Origin of the sequence: Acidovorax sp. (assembly GCF_046339755.1) — a bacterium.
Taxonomy (GTDB): Bacteria; Pseudomonadota; Gammaproteobacteria; order Burkholderiales; family Burkholderiaceae_C; genus Acidovorax.
On record NZ_JBKDTZ010000079.1, the window covers coordinates 1 to 15099 of the forward strand.

21 protein-coding genes and 7 tRNA genes are annotated in these 15099 nt (G+C 66.1%); 25 read left to right on the forward strand and 3 right to left on the reverse strand.

All coding sequences use genetic code 11. From position 1 onward, the window contains the following. The 12 genes from ACK59X_RS06270 to ACK59X_RS06325 form a co-directional block, all read left to right on the forward strand. On the forward strand, positions 1–1546 hold a 1546-nt coding region (locus tag ACK59X_RS06270), incomplete at its 5' end, for a hypothetical protein (protein ID WP_409956041.1). Continuing rightward, positions 1543–2460, forward strand: a complete 918-nt coding sequence (locus ACK59X_RS06275) for a hypothetical protein (RefSeq protein ID WP_409956042.1) — start codon at positions 1543–1545, stop codon at positions 2458–2460. The genes ACK59X_RS06270 and ACK59X_RS06275, both read left to right, overlap by 4 nt. Next, positions 2460–3017, forward strand: a complete 558-nt coding sequence (locus tag ACK59X_RS06280) for a hypothetical protein (RefSeq protein ID WP_409956043.1) — start codon at positions 2460–2462, stop codon at positions 3015–3017. The genes ACK59X_RS06275 and ACK59X_RS06280 overlap by 1 nt, the downstream gene beginning before the upstream one ends. 3 nt (positions 3018–3020) lie before the next feature. Continuing rightward, positions 3021–3329, forward strand: coding sequence for a hypothetical protein (locus ACK59X_RS06285; RefSeq protein ID WP_409956044.1), 309 nt, complete (start codon positions 3021–3023; stop codon positions 3327–3329). Positions 3330–3340: 11 nt separating this feature from the next. Next, the gene (locus ACK59X_RS06290; RefSeq protein WP_409956045.1) at positions 3341–4924 is read left to right on the forward strand and encodes a hypothetical protein; all 1584 of its coding nucleotides are present in this window, start codon (positions 3341–3343) and stop codon (positions 4922–4924) included. Positions 4925–4938: 14 nt separating this feature from the next. Continuing rightward, a complete protein-coding gene (locus ACK59X_RS06295) occupies positions 4939–5466 on the forward strand; it encodes a hypothetical protein (protein WP_409956046.1) in 528 nt (175 codons plus the stop codon). Next, entirely contained in the window at positions 5466–5921 is a 456-nt protein-coding gene (locus tag ACK59X_RS06300; RefSeq protein ID WP_409956047.1) for a hypothetical protein, read from the forward strand. The genes ACK59X_RS06295 and ACK59X_RS06300 overlap by 1 nt, the downstream gene beginning before the upstream one ends. 9 nt (positions 5922–5930) lie before the next feature. Continuing rightward, complete coding sequence (locus tag ACK59X_RS06305; protein WP_409956048.1) at positions 5931–6203, forward strand: holin; 273 nt, start codon at positions 5931–5933, stop codon at positions 6201–6203. Further along, positions 6196–6762 carry a lysozyme gene (locus ACK59X_RS06310; RefSeq protein ID WP_409956049.1) on the forward strand — a complete coding sequence of 189 codons (567 nt, stop codon included), beginning with the start codon at positions 6196–6198 and terminating at the stop codon, positions 6760–6762. Before ACK59X_RS06305 ends, ACK59X_RS06310 begins: the two co-directional genes overlap by 8 nt. Then, complete coding sequence (locus ACK59X_RS06315) at positions 6759–7094, forward strand: hypothetical protein (RefSeq protein WP_409956050.1); 336 nt, start codon at positions 6759–6761, stop codon at positions 7092–7094. The genes ACK59X_RS06310 and ACK59X_RS06315 overlap by 4 nt, the downstream gene beginning before the upstream one ends. Next, the gene (locus ACK59X_RS06320) at positions 7091–7468 is read left to right on the forward strand and encodes a hypothetical protein (protein ID WP_409956051.1); all 378 of its coding nucleotides are present in this window, start codon (positions 7091–7093) and stop codon (positions 7466–7468) included. Before ACK59X_RS06315 ends, ACK59X_RS06320 begins: the two co-directional genes overlap by 4 nt. Then, positions 7465–7740 (forward strand): hypothetical protein, encoded by a 276-nt coding sequence (locus ACK59X_RS06325; protein ID WP_409956052.1) that lies wholly within the window; start codon positions 7465–7467, stop codon positions 7738–7740. Before ACK59X_RS06320 ends, ACK59X_RS06325 begins: the two co-directional genes overlap by 4 nt. Positions 7741–7886: 146 nt before the next feature. On the opposite strand, the gene ACK59X_RS06330 is transcribed toward ACK59X_RS06325, so the two are convergent. Together ACK59X_RS06330 and ACK59X_RS06335 are read right to left on the reverse strand one after the other, a co-directional pair. After that, positions 7887–8582 (reverse strand): type II toxin-antitoxin system HicB family antitoxin, encoded by a 696-nt coding sequence (locus ACK59X_RS06330; protein WP_409956053.1) that lies wholly within the window; start codon positions 8580–8582, stop codon positions 7887–7889. 60 nt (positions 8583–8642) lie between these two features. Continuing rightward, positions 8643–8819: a type II toxin-antitoxin system HicA family toxin gene (locus ACK59X_RS06335; RefSeq protein WP_409956054.1), complete on the reverse strand. Its 177-nt coding sequence runs from the start codon at positions 8817–8819 to the stop codon at positions 8643–8645. A gap of 122 nt (positions 8820–8941) precedes the next feature. Between ACK59X_RS06335 and ACK59X_RS06340 the strand changes: the two genes are divergently transcribed. The 13 genes from ACK59X_RS06340 to ACK59X_RS06400 all read left to right on the forward strand — a co-directional run bounded on the left by ACK59X_RS06340 (position 8942) and on the right by ACK59X_RS06400 (position 14356). Beyond that, positions 8942–9229: a hypothetical protein gene (locus ACK59X_RS06340; RefSeq protein ID WP_409956055.1), complete on the forward strand. Its 288-nt coding sequence runs from the start codon at positions 8942–8944 to the stop codon at positions 9227–9229. Positions 9230–9264: 35 nt separating this feature from the next. Further along, positions 9265–9684, forward strand: a complete 420-nt coding sequence (locus tag ACK59X_RS06345; RefSeq protein WP_409956056.1) for a thermonuclease family protein — start codon at positions 9265–9267, stop codon at positions 9682–9684. A 189-nt stretch (positions 9685–9873) separates the two neighbouring features. Continuing rightward, positions 9874–10584 (forward strand): NYN domain-containing protein, encoded by a 711-nt coding sequence (locus tag ACK59X_RS06350; RefSeq protein ID WP_409956057.1) that lies wholly within the window; start codon positions 9874–9876, stop codon positions 10582–10584. 128 nt (positions 10585–10712) lie between these two features. Further along, the gene (locus ACK59X_RS06355) at positions 10713–10982 is read left to right on the forward strand and encodes a hypothetical protein (RefSeq protein WP_409956058.1); all 270 of its coding nucleotides are present in this window, start codon (positions 10713–10715) and stop codon (positions 10980–10982) included. Between the two features lie 270 nt (positions 10983–11252). Next, positions 11253–12083 (forward strand): hypothetical protein, encoded by an 831-nt coding sequence (locus tag ACK59X_RS06360; protein WP_409956059.1) that lies wholly within the window; start codon positions 11253–11255, stop codon positions 12081–12083. 684 nt (positions 12084–12767) lie between these two features. After that, positions 12768–12844 (forward strand) — tRNA-Leu (locus ACK59X_RS06365). An 8-nt stretch (positions 12845–12852) separates the two neighbouring features. Then, positions 12853–12930: transfer RNA gene (locus tag ACK59X_RS06370), tRNA-Pro, on the forward strand. Between the two features lie 8 nt (positions 12931–12938). Continuing rightward, positions 12939–13062 (forward strand) — tRNA-OTHER (locus ACK59X_RS06375). Positions 13063–13071: 9 nt separating this feature from the next. Beyond that, a tRNA-Arg gene (locus ACK59X_RS06380) sits at positions 13072–13148 on the forward strand. Positions 13149–13179: 31 nt separating this feature from the next. After that, positions 13180–13253: transfer RNA gene (locus tag ACK59X_RS06385), tRNA-Cys, on the forward strand. A 23-nt stretch (positions 13254–13276) separates the two neighbouring features. Further along, positions 13277–13350, forward strand: a tRNA-His gene (locus ACK59X_RS06390). Between the two features lie 10 nt (positions 13351–13360). Continuing rightward, positions 13361–13445, forward strand: a tRNA-Leu gene (locus ACK59X_RS06395). A 335-nt stretch (positions 13446–13780) separates the two neighbouring features. Next, the gene (locus ACK59X_RS06400; RefSeq protein ID WP_409956061.1) at positions 13781–14356 is read left to right on the forward strand and encodes a nitroreductase; all 576 of its coding nucleotides are present in this window, start codon (positions 13781–13783) and stop codon (positions 14354–14356) included. Positions 14357–14389: 33 nt separating this feature from the next. Here ACK59X_RS06400 and ACK59X_RS06405 read toward each other — a convergent pair. Then, positions 14390–15099: MFS transporter (locus tag ACK59X_RS06405; RefSeq protein WP_409956060.1), on the reverse strand; the 710-nt coding region annotated here is incomplete at its 5' end.

Below are 15099 nucleotides of genomic sequence, written 5' to 3' on the forward strand. Positions count from 1 at the left end.
GATCCTGGCTGACAACCCGACCGATCCGGCCGCTGTGGTGAACCTCAGCAATGACGCGCGCAACGAACTCAACGGCCTCCAGCAGGAGTACTACTCGCTGACCGACACAGCGGCCCAGGCCCTGAAGCGGCAGCGTGACGCTCTCCACGAAAGCAACCGTGCATTGTTCGACAACATCCAAGCCCTGAAGCTCCAAAAGACCATCGCCCAGGAGCTGCCTGGAGTGCTGGACAAGTACCGCACGCCTGGCCAGCGCCGCATGGCCCAGTACGACGATGTGGCCAAGGGCCTGACCGATGCCGGCATCATCGTGAGCGGCAGCCAGGTGGCCAATGCCAGCAAGGAGCAGTTTGCCGCCGCGGTGCTGAGCGTCTACAACCTGGGCACCACCACCGACGACATGCGCCTGTCGCTGGTCCGGGCCGCCGGGGCGATGGCGGACATAAAGGACGCGGAGATCGACGAGGCTTTCGCCAACCTGCAGCAGGTGGTGCAGCGGGAACTCACTGCCGCGCAGACGGTGCGCGACGAGATCAAGGCGGTTTTTGAGCTGCTGGAATCGTCGGTCGATGACCTGTATGGAGAAGTGGAGAGCACGTCCAAGGCTGCGGCCGCGCAGGGTGTGGACTACATCACCAAGGCACTGGCAGCGGCCCAGACCACCGGCATCCTGCCCGAGCTGAAGCCGCTCACCAACGCCATCCGCGACGCGCGCGCCGGCATGGATGGCACGCAGTACACGAGCCAGTTCGAGCGCGATCGTGATCGCCTGGTGCTGGCCGGCAAGCTGTCGGACCTGGAGGACATCAGCGGCGACCAGTTGACCGAGGCCGAGCGCCAGGTCAAGTACCTGGAGCGCCTGGTAGACGATGCGCAAAAGCAGATCAACGAACTGAAGGGCATCAATTCCGGCGTGGGCACGGTGGCAGATGCGCTGCAGGACCTGGCGGACGCGCTCGCGGGCAGGACCAATGCGGTGCCCAACAAGCCGGTGAACATGCTCACCGGCCGGGGCCAGGCCGAGTTCAACACCGTGACAGGGCGAGGCATCACCGAGACCGGCGTGGCCTTCGATAGCGGGGTGATCGCGGCCGAGGCACAGAAGGCGCTCAATGCCAACCCTGGCGCGGGCACCGTGAACGCGATCCTGGACATGCTCGATAAGAGCGGGTTCAGCCTGGCCACTGCCAATGAGATCTTCAAGATGCCACCGGGCACGCTGGAGGCCGAGGCCAAGGCCCTGGGCCGCCCGATCTTTCACGATGGCACGCCCTACGTGCCTGAGACAGGCTACGCGCTGCTGCAGCGGGGCGAGATGGTGATCCCCACGGCCTTCAATCCGATGGTGCACGGGCGTGGCCTGGGCGATACCTCGCGGCTCGAAGCGCAGTTGGCACGGCTCACCGCCGAGGTGCAGCGGCTGCAGAGCCTGCAGGAGGCGGGCAACACCCACGCCGAGGCGGCAGTGGAGCTGTGGGACAACGTCACAGAAGGCGGCAACGGCATCCGGGCGGAAATCATGAACAAGGTGGAGCTGGCTGCATGAACATCCTCATTCCCATCGAGATCACTGACGACATGATCAAGGCGGGCACCACCATTGCCGAGCCCGACACGGGCGAGACTGCATGGGTGGCCAGTGCCGCCTATGTCGTCGGCAATGAGCGGCTGAGCGAGCACGCCATTTATGAGTGTGTGAAGGACCACACCGGCAGCACGGTGCTGCCCCGGCTGGATGCGAAAAACTGGCTGCGCAAGCGTGCCAGCAACCGCTATGCCCCCTTCGACTACTACCTATCGACGAGGGGCCAGGCCACCGGCACCGTGACCTATGTGCTGCAGCCAGGCTTCTATCGCGCGGTGGACGTGCGCGGCATCGTCGGCGACCGGATCAAGATCACCGCCAAGGACGCCCCGGGCGGCACCGTGACGGCCGAGGTGGACCTCGACCTCTTCGAGCAGGCCCTAGGCCTGTACGAGCTGCTGTTCCTCCCGTTGCCCAAGCGCTCCGATGCGTCCTTGCGCGACATCCCCATCAGCCCCACGGGCGAGGTCACCGTGACCGTGACAGGCGGGCCGGCGGCCACCGTGGGCATTGGCAAGCTGAGCGTTGGCGTGTGGCAGTCGCTGATCGGCGCGGACAAGTTCGGCGGGGTGGAGTCGGGCCCGCGCGCGCGCCCCAAGAGCTACACCTATCGCCGCTTCAACGATGACGGAACGTTCGAGCGCGAGCAGCGCGGCAGCGCCACCAACGTGGATTTCACGGTGATTCTGGAGAGCAGCGAGGCCCTGGCCGCCTCGGCCATCTTGATGCAGATCCTGGATACCCCCGTCGTCGTGGAGGCCAGCCGGCTGCCCAAGTTCGGCTGGCTGAACACCGTGGGCATCGTCACCGGCGACCTGGTCGCCACCAACAACGCGCTCTCGCGCGCAACCATCTCAGTAGAAGGGTTCATCTGATGGCTATCCAACCTGTTCCGGCCGCGCCGGCCGCGCTGCCATTTCCGGGCGTCAACGAAAAGGCCGCGGGCACCTACAACGCGCTGGCCTATGCCTGGGGCAACCAGATGCCCACGTATGCCATCGGCATCAAGGCCCTGGGCGACAACACGTTCAACAACGCCACCGAGGCGAAGGGCAGCGCCGATGTCGCCAGCGCGAAAGCGCAGGAGGTGGTGGCTGCGCGCGACGAGGCGGTGGACGCCGCGCTCACCGCGCTCAATGCCCCGGGCACCATCGCCACCAGCACCACGGTGCTGACCATCGAAGAAAGCGAGCCCAACCTGGTGATCCAGCCCGGCAAGGACCTGCGGCCCGGCATGTTCGTGACCTGCAGCACCGTCAGCGGGGAGGTGATGTACGGCCGCATCCAGAACTACAACCAGGCGACCGGAGACCTGGAGCTCTACATCACGCACACCGAGGGCGCGGGCACTTTCGCACAGTGGTTCGTGGCCATTAGCGGCCCACCCGCGCACTTCCCCCGCAACAAGCTTTTTTACTACGCAGGAGCCTGATCCATGGCAAACGGAAAACTGGGCGCGGCGGATCTCGCTGCCAATGCAAACACCACCGTCTACAACCCCACCGGCGCCACCGGCACCGTGACCCTCTCGGTGGTCAACCGCGGCGCCTCGGCTGCGCTGGTGCGTGTGGCCCTGGCCGCCACGGCCACGCCCACGGCGGCCGAGTGGCTGGAGTTCGATGCCTACCTGCCCGTGGCGGGCGTGCTGGAGCGCTCGGCCATCGTGGTCGGCTCTGGCCAGTACCTGGTAGTTCGCTCCTCGGCCGCCGAAGTGTCGGCCGTGGCTTTCGGTTTTGAGGAATAAGGAGGAAATCCATGGGACGAACCATCACCAGTACCGCAGCCGCGGTGCATGAACCTGTATCCGTCACCATCACCGGCGATGCCGTGGCGGCCGGCGACTACGTGCGCGTGGAGGCCTCGGGCGCCGGCCGCCGGGCCGTGGATGGCCTTTCGCTTGCCACCCAGAACACCGGGTCCGGCGTGACTGCCATCGCCGGCCTGGGGGTGACGGCGCACGTCGCGGCGGCCAACTACGGCGGCACGCCGGCATCGGGGCGCATGTTGGCGGCGCTGGGCAATGGCAACGTGGCTTGCCTGTACAGCGGCGATGGCGCTGCGCCGGCCACAGCGCTGACGTGCCGCATTTACAGCCCCATCAAGGCACAGGTCGCGCAGATTGCTGTGTCGGCCGCAAGCCAGATCGCATCCATGCGTGTGCTCAAGCTGAACGCTGCCAATTTCGCCATTGTCTGGGGCGAGAACACCGCCTTGAAGATGGCGGTCTTCACCAACGCGGGCGCCGTAGTACAGGCCACGGTTGCGGTGGCTAATATCGGCAGCTCCTCGATGGCTGGATGGAACGCTGCGGTGCTGGCCAATGGCGACCTTGTGATCGCCTACGACAAGACAGGCTCCAATGGCGTGTTCTTCCAGCGCTACAACGCCTCGGGCGCCCTTCAGGGCACCGAAACGAGCATCGAGGCGGCTGTCGCTGGGCAGTACTTCTGCGTGCTGCCGCTGGCGGCCGGCGGGTACTGGATCTACTACTACCGCAGCACCGCCACGGCGGCCTACAAGTTCGCCCGCTACAACGCGAGCGGGGTGCTGCAGGGCGCGCTGACCACGGTTTTCACGGGGACCAGCAATCTCAACTTCATGCTGTACGAAAACATGGCGGCCGAGCTGAGCAACGGCAACGTAGCGCTGATCGACCCGACCACCGACACCACCTCGGCGGTGCGGCTGTATGACAGCGCGGGGGTCCTGCTGACCACGGTCACCAACAACACCGGACTGGCTGCAGGTGCCGTGAACCGGACCATGATCCGCGCGCGCGCCGGGGGCGGGTTCTTCCTGGCTGTCTTCAGCGGGTTGATCGCGCAGTACGACAACGCCGGCAACCGCCTGGCGTCCGGCAGCGCGCCAGCCGCGCTGACCACTGCCAACGAAGGGCTGCTGATCGACCGGGTAGGCACTGGGCCCGTGCTGTACGCCCATCAATCCCGCTCCGGCTCCGGCAGCGTCTCGGCAATCGCCTACGACAGCACGATGACCAGCGAGGCCACCGCGCTGACCATCCAGGCGATCTCAACCACCGCCTACGGCCTGTGGGCCGAGCTACTGCCCTCTGGCTTGCTGGCGTACACGTTCTGCAACTCGGCCGTGACCGGCGTGTCGGCCCACGGCCGCGTGGCGCCGCAGGCTGCATCGGTCCTGGGCGTGGCGATATCGGCAGGCAGTGACGGCCAGGCCGTGCAGGTGGCCACGGCCGGCCGCTGGCGCGCCAACCAGACCATGCCGTCCGTGAGCTTCGACCGCCGCAGCTCGACGCCGGTGGGGTGCAAGGCCGTCATCACCGGGGGCACGCAGGCCGTGCTGCTCGGCATCGTGGCATGACCATGGAGGCCATCATGTGGCACCTTCAAGACCAGAGCGGCAACAACGTGGTGTCGGGCACCAAGCCCGTGGCCTGGAGCGCCCAGCGGGGCGGGTGGGAAACGCCCGAGACCTGCTACGCGGACCCCGACCGCCTGCTGGTGCTGGTGGACCTGCCGGCGGGCGTGGCCAGCACCGTGGCCCACATCGACGCTGACGTGGACGAGATCTACCGCCTGGCCATCGGCAACCGCCAGGCCGAGTATGAGGAGGCCGAACGCCAAGCCAAGGCCTTCGCGGAGGCCAATTACGCCGGCCCCGTGCCGTCGATGGTGCAGAGCTGGGCCGATCCCAAGGGCTGGACCCCCGAGCAGGCCGCCGACGAGATCCTGCAGCAGTCGGCAATCTGGCGCGGCGCCCAGCAGGCGATTCGCGCGCAGCGCCTGGCGCTAAAGGAACAGGCCCGCGCCGCTTCGTCCATGGCTGACCTGGTGGCCGTGCGCACCGCATGGGCCGGCTTCGTTGCCGTGGTGCGAGCGCAGCTCGGCGTGGGGGGCGGCTGATGCACGCCGCCTTTTACAAGGCCATCCGGCCCGGCCTGGGCGCGCTCTACAGCCACGCTGTGCGCATCGTGGACCACGGCCCCTACAGCCACTGCGAGCTGGTCTTCAGCGATGGGGTGTCGGCCTCTGCATCCTGGGTGGACGGCGGCACCCGGGAAAAGCGCATCGCCTACCGTCGCGGCCACTGGGACGCGCTGGCGCTGCCCGACCACCTGGAGCCCCGCGCCCGCCAGTGGGTGCGCGATCACATGGGCCTGCCCTACGACCTCGCGGGCAATCTGCGTTTCGTTCTGCCCATCGTGCCGCAGGACCCGTGCGCCTGGTTCTGCAGCGAGTTCTTGGGCGGGGCCCTGGCCTGGCACGAGCCCGAGCGATACGGGCCCAACGGCGCCGCAGCCCTGATCCGCACCATGTACCCCCAACCCGCTGAGAGCGGGTTTTTTTTCGCCCTCTGAAAGGCACGCATGAAAGACCAAACCGTCGAGCAGCTGGGCGCCGCCGGCAGCAAAACCATCGTCACCGGCGTGGGGCTCACCAGCTTCAGCTGGATCACCTCGAACGAGTTCCTGGGGCTGGTGGGCGCGGCCGTGGCCATCGCCGGCCTGATCATCACCTGGTGGTACAAGCGCAAGGCCAACGCGCGCCAGGAGGTAGAGCACCAGCTGCGCGTGGCCCGCCTGCGCAAGGGCATGGACACCGATACCGACCTGGGCCAACTGGGTGCCGACGATGACTGATCGCGCCCGCACCATCAAGGTAGCCGGGGGTGTACTGCTCGCCGCCTCGGCCGCCGTCGTGGGCATTCTGGGCCAGTGGGAGCCGGACCAGCGCGACCCGGGCCTGGTCTACGCCGACCAGCTGGCCAGCGGCCTGCCCACCGTGTGCAAGGGGATCACGCGCCACGTGACCACCACGCCCGTGGTGGTGGGTGAGCGCTGGAGCCCCGAGCAGTGCGCGCGGGAAGAGGGCGCCGCCATCGAGGCGCTGCAGCTGCGCCTGGCCAAGTGCTTCACCCGCACGCCGCCGCAATCCGTCTTCGACATGGCCACCAGCCATGCCTGGAACAACGGCGCGGGCAACACCTGCGCCAGCCAGGCCATGGCCGCCTGGAACGCGGGCGACTGGGCGCTGGGCTGCCGGCGCCTGGGCCTGTCGGACAGCGGCAAGCCCGTGTGGTCCTACGTGCGCACCGGCCGCGTGCTGCCCGATGGCCGGCCCGAAATGCGCTTCGTTCAAGGGCTGGCCAACCGGCGCGCCGACGAGACGCGCCAATGCCTGGAGGGCCTGCCGAAATGAGCCTCGACATCCTGATCCTCGCCGGCCTGCTGCACATCACGGCGCCGGCCACGCCCGAGCCGCAGCAGTACCTGGCCACGGCCTACGCGCTGCCCGGCACTGAGATTGCCTGGCGCGGGCATGACGGCTGGGTGAACCCCAGCCAGTGCTATCAACGCTGCGGCACGATCCCCGGCCAGGCCAACGTGCTGCTGGCCGGCGGGCTGAGTCTGCAAGACGCCGCAGACCTCGGCCTGACAGTGTGGCGCCTGGATGGCGTGCGCTGGACCCAGGTAGTACACTGCGCCCAGTTCTTCGGCGGGGCCTACTGCGGCCCTTGGGGCACGCCATGAGCGCGGGCGCCGTCGTTCTGCTGCTCAGCCTGGCCGGCAATGCTGTCCTGGGCTGGGCATACCTGGAGCAACGCGACCAGGCCGCCGCCGCCCAGGCCAAGGCCGCCGCCAGCCTGGCTACGGCCACCACGCAGCGCGACCAGGCCCGGGCCGATGCCACGGCCTGCAGCGATGCAACCGAGGCACTGCGCGAGCTGGCCGACCGGCGCACCGCAGCCGCCGCGCCGGCCCGCGCTGCCGCCGCCAGCACCGCGCGCATGCACCAGGCCCGCGCCGATGCCACGCTGAGCCTGCAGCCCAGCAAGCCCGCCGACCTGTGCGCCAGCATGCAGGCCATGGGCGACGAGTGGCTGCAGGGGAGGGCGAAGCCATGAAGGCCGCTGTCTTGCTGCTTGGCGCGCTGGCGCTGGTGGGCTGCGCAAGCCCCGCGCCGGCCCCTGCCGTGCGCGTGCTGGTGCCCACGCCCGTAGAGTGCCGCGAACCGGTGCCCAACCGGCCTGCCATGCCTACCGAGCTGCTGCTGCCTGGCGCTCACCCCTGGGTGCTGCTGCGCGCGGCCCTGGCCGAGATCGATCGCCGCGAGGGGTACGAGGTGCAGCTGCGTGCGGGGCTGGTCGTATGCACTGCTCCACTTGGCAAAAAATAAGCCCCACGTATTTCTACGGGGGGCTTACCTGGTCCACACGGGTGGGGTGAGATTGGATACTCACTGTTGCCGAAGCGCGTCACCACCCAAGGAACACTTCCTGGCTTGAAAGTAAGCCGGCTGAAGAGCATTGTACTGGTGAGGGCTTAGGCGACAGCCTGCCGGCGCTTGCGGGTCGCCTTCAGTGCTTCGATGCTTTGCGGCACATCCTCGGCGGCGATCACCATTGGGAGATCGTTGCCGTGCACCATCACCTTCATCCATTCGATGCCGTCCCCTGGCTCGATGAAAGCCACAGCCCGCAGAGGTTCGGCTTCAAGATCGGTGTCAGGCACCACGAGGATCTCGCGGGGCTCCCCGGCCTTCACTTTGGCAATCGCCTTGAGGTTTTCGGCCGTGCGCGTGTCGAAGACATACGCGGCCTCTGGATCCACACGCACGCTTAGATTAAGCCCCAGGGCGGCCATGGCAGCCGCGATGGTGTCGATCTTAGTGGCGTGCTTCAGATCGTAGATGCGCGCCAGTTCCTGGGGTTTGATACCCATGGCGCGGGCCACGTCCACGGTCTTCATCTTGCTGGCCAGCCTGGCGTTGAGAAGATGCACCTTGGCAGCGACAGATGCGGGCAGAGCGACCAAGCGCTCGCCCGCCTTTGCCTTGCTGGGCGCCGGTACGGGGCGCCCGTCGTCGAAGTAGAACTCCATCGCCGTGACCAGGGCATCCAGGGCCATGGTCTCGGCCTCCTCCAGGGTGTCACCTTCGGTGATCGCCTCGGGCACGTCGCGGAACGTGACCGTGAACCCACCTTCAGCCGCCGGAGCGAAAAGCGCGGGAAATTTCATAAACTACGTTCCAGGCAGTGACTGCAAAGCGAACCGAGGTAGGCCCTTTCGGGCCCCCTCTCATTTGATATCGAGTTGCTTCAAGATGGCTTGTCTAGTTCCTTCTTTAAGCTCCTTGCTGGGGTGTCTTGGCAAAACTGTTTGCTTTCCGTTGAGGGTGACCTTGGTGTGTCGCTTCCCCTCTTCGAACTGTGCCCCCTGTTTTGCAAGCAACCTCTTCAGTTCGCTTGCTTTCACTGCCTACCTTTCTGTTGTTGCGATGGAGTTATTGTAGCAAAAATGCTTATTAACGCAAGCATTTTTGCTACTGCACAGAAAGATTTTTGCTGATCGTTTATCCAGTGCTGCACAATCGCGCCATGACCTGGGACCAGATCACCATCGCGCTGTTCGGCGCCCTCGCGGCCTGGCTGTCGCAGACCCGCACCGACCGTCTGCGCCGGTGGGCCTGCATCTTCGGCATGCTCGGGCAGCCCGGGTGGTTCTATGCCGCGTGGACGGCCCAGCAGTGGGGCATCCTGGTGCTGTGCGTCATCTACTGCGGGGCCTGGATGCATGGGGTGTGGATCCACTGGATCAGACCCACGCCGTCAGCTTTGCCCGGAGACAGCGGCCTCGGCACCATCCAGATCGTTCCTCGCAAGTAAGTCCGATGCCGGCATCCGCTGTTCTGCTGTGCTTGGTGGTTGCCATCACTGACGGCGACACCCTGAAGGCCCGCTGTGGCGAGCCCGGTTCCTACCAGCAAATCACCGTGCGCATCAGTGCCATCGACGCACCCGAGAAGCGCCAGCCCTTCGGCGAGGCCTCGCGCCAGAATCTAGCCGGCCTGTGCTTCAAGACCTGGGCCCGCATCAGCCCCAAAGACACCGACCGATACGGGCGCACTGTGGGCGATGTGGAGTGCCGCGGGCAGGATGTAGCGGCCGAGCAGGTCCAGGCGGGCATGGCCTGGTACTACGTCAAGTACGGTCGGGGGTATGAGGCCCTGGCCGGGTTGGAAGCCGGCGCGCGGGCTATGGGGCGCGGGCTGTGGGCTCTACCTGGGGCGGTGGAGCCTTGGAGCTGGCGAAAACGTCCCAAAACTAGTACCAGCCTGTAACAAACACGAAGCCTGTGCGAATGAACAGTGAAAAAAGTGGTATACGGCCGAATTTTCGGCGGTTATCCACAGTATCCACAGGTCTCCTAGCATAGGATCAAGGCCTCGATAAGAGACGGCTGCCCCACAGGTGACATGTAACAGAAGGCTTGACCTTCGACCTGTTTGGCGGCCAATTTTTTTGCCTGCATGACCGTCAATTTCGCAATCCTGATCGACGGCGGCTTCGCCAAACGCAAGCTCGGCAACGCAAAGACGCCCGCGGCTGCGGACGATTTCAAACGTCTCATCACAGCGATTGTCGAAGACTCAGCTCTGGAACATATGCGGTTGCACCGCGTGTATTACTACGACTCCGTACCCCTCGAATCGACTGAAAAAAAGCCCCTCAACGGTGGTGCCATCGAGTTCTCTAAAGATCCTCTCGTAGCACGCTCGAAGCAATTGTTCCTGCACCTCTCCCGCTTGCCACTGATGGCACTTCGGTTGGGAGAACTGAGCTTCAATGGCTGGCGCATCAACGCCAGAAAGTTGGACAAGGCCACAGGCGACCGGGTGGAAATACTAGAAGCCGACCTCAAGCCAGCAATCACACAGAAGGGGGTGGACATGCGCATCGGCATGGACATTGCCGCGCTCACGCTCAAAAAGCAGGCCCAAGTGATTGTGCTGGTGACTGGCGATAGCGACTTCGTGCCGGCCATGAAATTCGCCCGCAGGGAAGGCGCACAACTGTACCTTGCACCACTGGGCCACAAGATCAAGGAAACTATGTACGAGCACAGTGACTTGGTGCTGCAGCTTGTGGTTCCAGGCCCGCCCCTCGTCCCACAGACTGAACCGGCGAAAATTCCCGCTGTGGCTGTCCCGCATCCGGCGACCTCCAACACACCATCATAGGCCTACCCCCCCCGAGCCCGCCTAGTGCGGGCTTTTTCTTTGGCCCGCACCGCAGCTATCATTGCATCGCCAGGCACTCCAACTGGCACCCTCCCTTTTGAGCCCGCCACGCGCGGGCGTCTTTTTGCATGTTGCTGTCCCTGCACATCGTCAAGGTCGAACCTGGCCACTATCGTGCCCACGTCATGGACGGCCGGGAAGAGCTGGGCACCTTCGACACCATCAGCATCAGCGCCGCGATCCGGGAGGCCGCCGGCCATGCGCTGCCCGACCTGTCCGGCTACCACGTCTGGTATGAGCACGTCTGCGCCGGCACCTGCACGCCCAGCAACATGCGCATTGACCCCGAGGGCCTGGCCCAGCGGCTGATGGCGTTGCACGGGCAGTTCAAGAGCTAAATCTGTGGGAAACTGCCCTCGCTAAAATCCTGTGTGAGCCACGCGGAAAAGCCCAAGTATTCCCACAAATACCGGCCAAAGGCGCTTGAATGCTTAGGTGTGCAGAGGATTGAAAATCCTTGTGTCGGTGGTTCGATTCCGCCCCAGGCCACCAAACAAGCTAACGCCCCAGCACTTTCAACGGTGCTGGGGCGTTTTGCATTGCGGGCGCATCGCTGGGCGGCCATGATTCATTGGACGGGGTGGTGGCCCGTTCCTAAGATGGCTGCCATGCACATGCCATCATCCCCCGACGCCCCCCTCCTTTCGCAACCACCGGCTGGTGCACTGGCGCAGGCCCTGGGCCTGCCGTTGTTCGAATCCCCCTGGTACATGCCTGCATACCCCGAGTACGCCGTGGGGCAATGGCAGATGCGGCGCGGCGGCGTGGGGCTGGACCGCGGCTATCACAGCGGTCCCTGCGTCGCGGCGGACTCGGCCGTGCTGCTGCGCAAGGGGGCCGGCGACCGTTGGGAAACCTGGATGTCGCGCTCGCCCTTCGAAATCGCAAGCCAGGCGCTGGCGTGCCGCCATGCGCACGGGCACACGGTCGTGATGGGCCTGGGCATGGGCTGGACCACGGCCAACATCGCGCTTCAGCCCACGGTGCACAAGGTCACGGTGGTGGAGCGCGACGCCGAGGTGCTGGAACTGTTCGAGCAGTGCCGCGTGCTGGACGGCCTGCCCGCATCGGCTGCGCAAAAGGTGGAACTGGTGCAGGCCGATGCCCTGGAATGGCGGCCTGCGCCCGGCACGCCGCCCGTCGACTTCCTGTATGCCGACATCTGGCTGGGCATCGCAGAACCACGCACGCTGCCCGACGTGCAATGCATGCAGTCCCACGTTCAGGCGCGCGAGGTGTACTTTTGGGGGCAGGAACTGGTGCTGGGGGCCCAGGCGCGCAAGCTGGTGCAGGCGGGCGAGGGCCTGTCCTGGCCGCAGGCCCTGGAGGCGGCGGCCCGTGCGACAGGCCTGCCGCTGCTCCAGCAGCCCACCGGCAGCCATGCGGACTTTGTGGCCCGGGTGCTGCAGCTGCGCGAAGGCACGTTACCGTCGCGCTGAAAACGGCTGTAGCCCAAGAATTTTTCTTCACCAGGGTGTTGACTGTTTGGTAAAGACTCTTTTCATTTGCCTGCATCGCGGTTTCGACCGCACTCCATTTCGACCGATTGCCCTCCCTTCCTCCAGGATTCGCCATGAACGCCACCGCCACCCTCACCAGCCGCCAACCCGCACCGGGCCGCGTGCTCGTGCGCGCCGCTGTGGCCGCACCGTGTGCCGTCCTGCGCCTGCTGCCGTGTCTGGCGGCTGGTTTGTGCGCACGGGCGCACGATGGGGATCGTTGGCCACCGGGTGGAGGGAGCGCGTAGGCGCATTCCCTTCCAAGCTCTCTTCGCAGAGGCCCGGGCACCGCAAGGTTCCGGGCCTTTTTGTTTTGCTTTGTATTTGGTTTTCAGTGCCTGCGGTGATCGTGCTGCAGGCCATCGATTGCTCTTTCACAACTTGCTGCGGGGCCTGGCTGGACATGGCACCGGTGCACTGACCCCGCCTGTGGTTCAGACAACAACTATTTCGGGTGTGCCTTCGCCCCACCGCCAGAAGACAGCCGCGTGGACGGCCTGGCGGGATGTGCAGGGGATAGCGATCCCCCTTGTGCAGCGATGTCGACGGGGCGCGCGCAGGCCGCGCGTGGCCCATCGCGCGAGGGCACAACCGAAATGGAGAGCGCTTTTTTTTCATCTTCACGCCCCGGTGACGGAACTGGCATACGTGTCCGCCTTAGAAGCGGAATTCTGGGAGTTCGACTCTCCCCTGGGGCACCAATTATTTGCTGGGTGTACTGTCAATCTGGTGGACAGCCTGCCTTGGACGCAGGAGGCTGCAGGTTCAAATCCTGCCACCCAGACCAGCATTTTTGTTCCGCTAACTCAGTGGCCAGAGTGCCTCCCTGTCAGGGCCTGTTCACCCTGATTTCGCGACCCCGAAATCAGGGTGAACAGGCCCCAGGAAGCCAGGGGTTCGACTCCCCTGCGGAACGCCATCCATTCTTCCCGCGTTAGCTCCATGGATCAGAGCACTTGTTTACGAAGCAAGGGGTTGCACGTTCGAGTCGTGCACGTGGGGCCAGTTTCCGGTGCCTGTTTCGCAGGCACCCCAGGGTGCGGTAGCAAAGCGACCATGCAGCGGATAGCAAATCCGCAGACACCGGTTTGAATCCGGTCCGCACCTCCATCATCTGTTGTTCCTCTCTCATGGTGCGCGTAGCTCAATGGCAGAGCTTCGGGTTGTGATCCCGCCGACGACGGTTCGATTCCGTTCGTGCACCCCATTCAAAGACCCTCTCCATGGCGCAATTGGCAGACGCACCAGTCTCAAACCCTGGGGCCTTCGGGCATGTCCGTTCGAGTCGGACTGGAGAGACCACTGTGGTCGCGGCAAAGACACCCTGCCGCGAGTCCGGTGAAAAAGCGGTGCCTGGGCAGCGGGCTGGGCGCTGCTCTACGATGGCCACTGTTCACCCTGCGACACTCCGGTGAACGATGGCGCCCTTGCCGTGGCCACATCCCCCGGCGCCAGCCAGCCCCCTGGATCCATGGTTCCCGGACTGCCCGGGCCCATGGCCTCCAGACTGCCCGCCACCGATCTTCGCTGCCATCGATCAAGCGCCCCGCTGGCGCCGGAGTGTCCTCTTCGCCTTGTTTGCAAAGGACACCGTGTCAGTCTCTGAGCCCTCCCGTCCGGTCTTGCCCCATCCCCCGATGTCGCCCGAGCAGCGCCACGCCATGGACCTGCTGCTCAGCCGGCATTCGCCTTGGCCGCTGGTCGAGCCTGCGCCGGATGCGGCGGCGCTGGACCTGGTATTCGCCGCTGCCATGCGCGCCCCCGACCATGGGCAACTGCGGCCCTGGCGCTTCATCGTCGTGCGTGGGGATGCGCGCCATGCGCTGGGCCAGGTGTTTGCGCGGGCGGCGCGGGCACGCGATCCCTACGATGATGGAGAGCGCTTTCGTTCCAAGGCCATGGCGGTGCCCCTGCTCGTCGCGCTGGTGGCGCTTGTGAAGGCGCCGCACAAGGTGCCTGAGAGCGAGCAGGTGCTGGCTGCCGGCGCGGCCGTGATGAACATGCTCAACGCCTTGCACATCCTCGGCTTCGGCGGTTTCTGGGCCACCGGGGTCAATGCCTACAACGACAGCGTGAAGTCTGCGCTGGGCCTGGGCGCCAGCGACCGCATGCTCGGCTTTCTGTACATGGGTACGCCCAAGGACCGCTTGCAGCCGCCCGCGCGGCAGGACGCTGCAGGCTTTGTGCGTGAGTGGGTGCCGCCAGGGGCCTGATCCCGGGACGGTTGCGCCTGGGCGCTGGCATCGTCAGGCGGCGGCGGCGCCTGCGGGCCCGCGGGCGCCTGCCATGCGCACGGCCAGGGCCGCCAGGCTGGCCGCCACTGCCAGCGCCGAGACGCCCATCCACCCCCACCGGGCCAGCAGCAGGCTGCCCAGGGCGGCGCCGGCCGCCATGCCGATGAACATGCTCGTCATCAGCACGGCATTGAGCCGGCTGCGGGCCCCCGGGTCGATGCCGTAGACGATGGTCTGGTGCGCGATCAGCGAGGCCTGGACGCCTAGGTCGAAGCCGATGGCGCAGACCACCAGCAGGCATAGCTGGGCTGAAGGGCTGAGCCAGGGGCTCCATGCCATGGCGGCAAAGGACACGGCGGCCAGGCCAGCGCCCAGGCGCGTGACCCGCTCGGGGCCCCTGCGGTCTGCCAGCCGCCCTGCGAGGGGCGCGGCCAGGGCGCCTGCGGCCCCGGCCAGGCCGAATGCCCCGGCCGCCGTGCTGCCCAGGTGGAAGGGTGCGCCATGCAGCATGACGGCCAGCGTGGACCAGAACGCGCTGAAGCCTACCGAGAGCAGGCCCTGCGCCAGCGCGGCGCGGCGCAGCGGCGCATGGCGCTGCCAGAGCGTGCCCAGCGAAGCCAGCAACTGGCCGTAGGGCAGGGCGGTGGTAGGGGCAAAGCGCGGCAGGCCGCGCCACGCGGCGATGCCGATGGCGCCCACGCTGGCCGCCGCGGCCACGAACA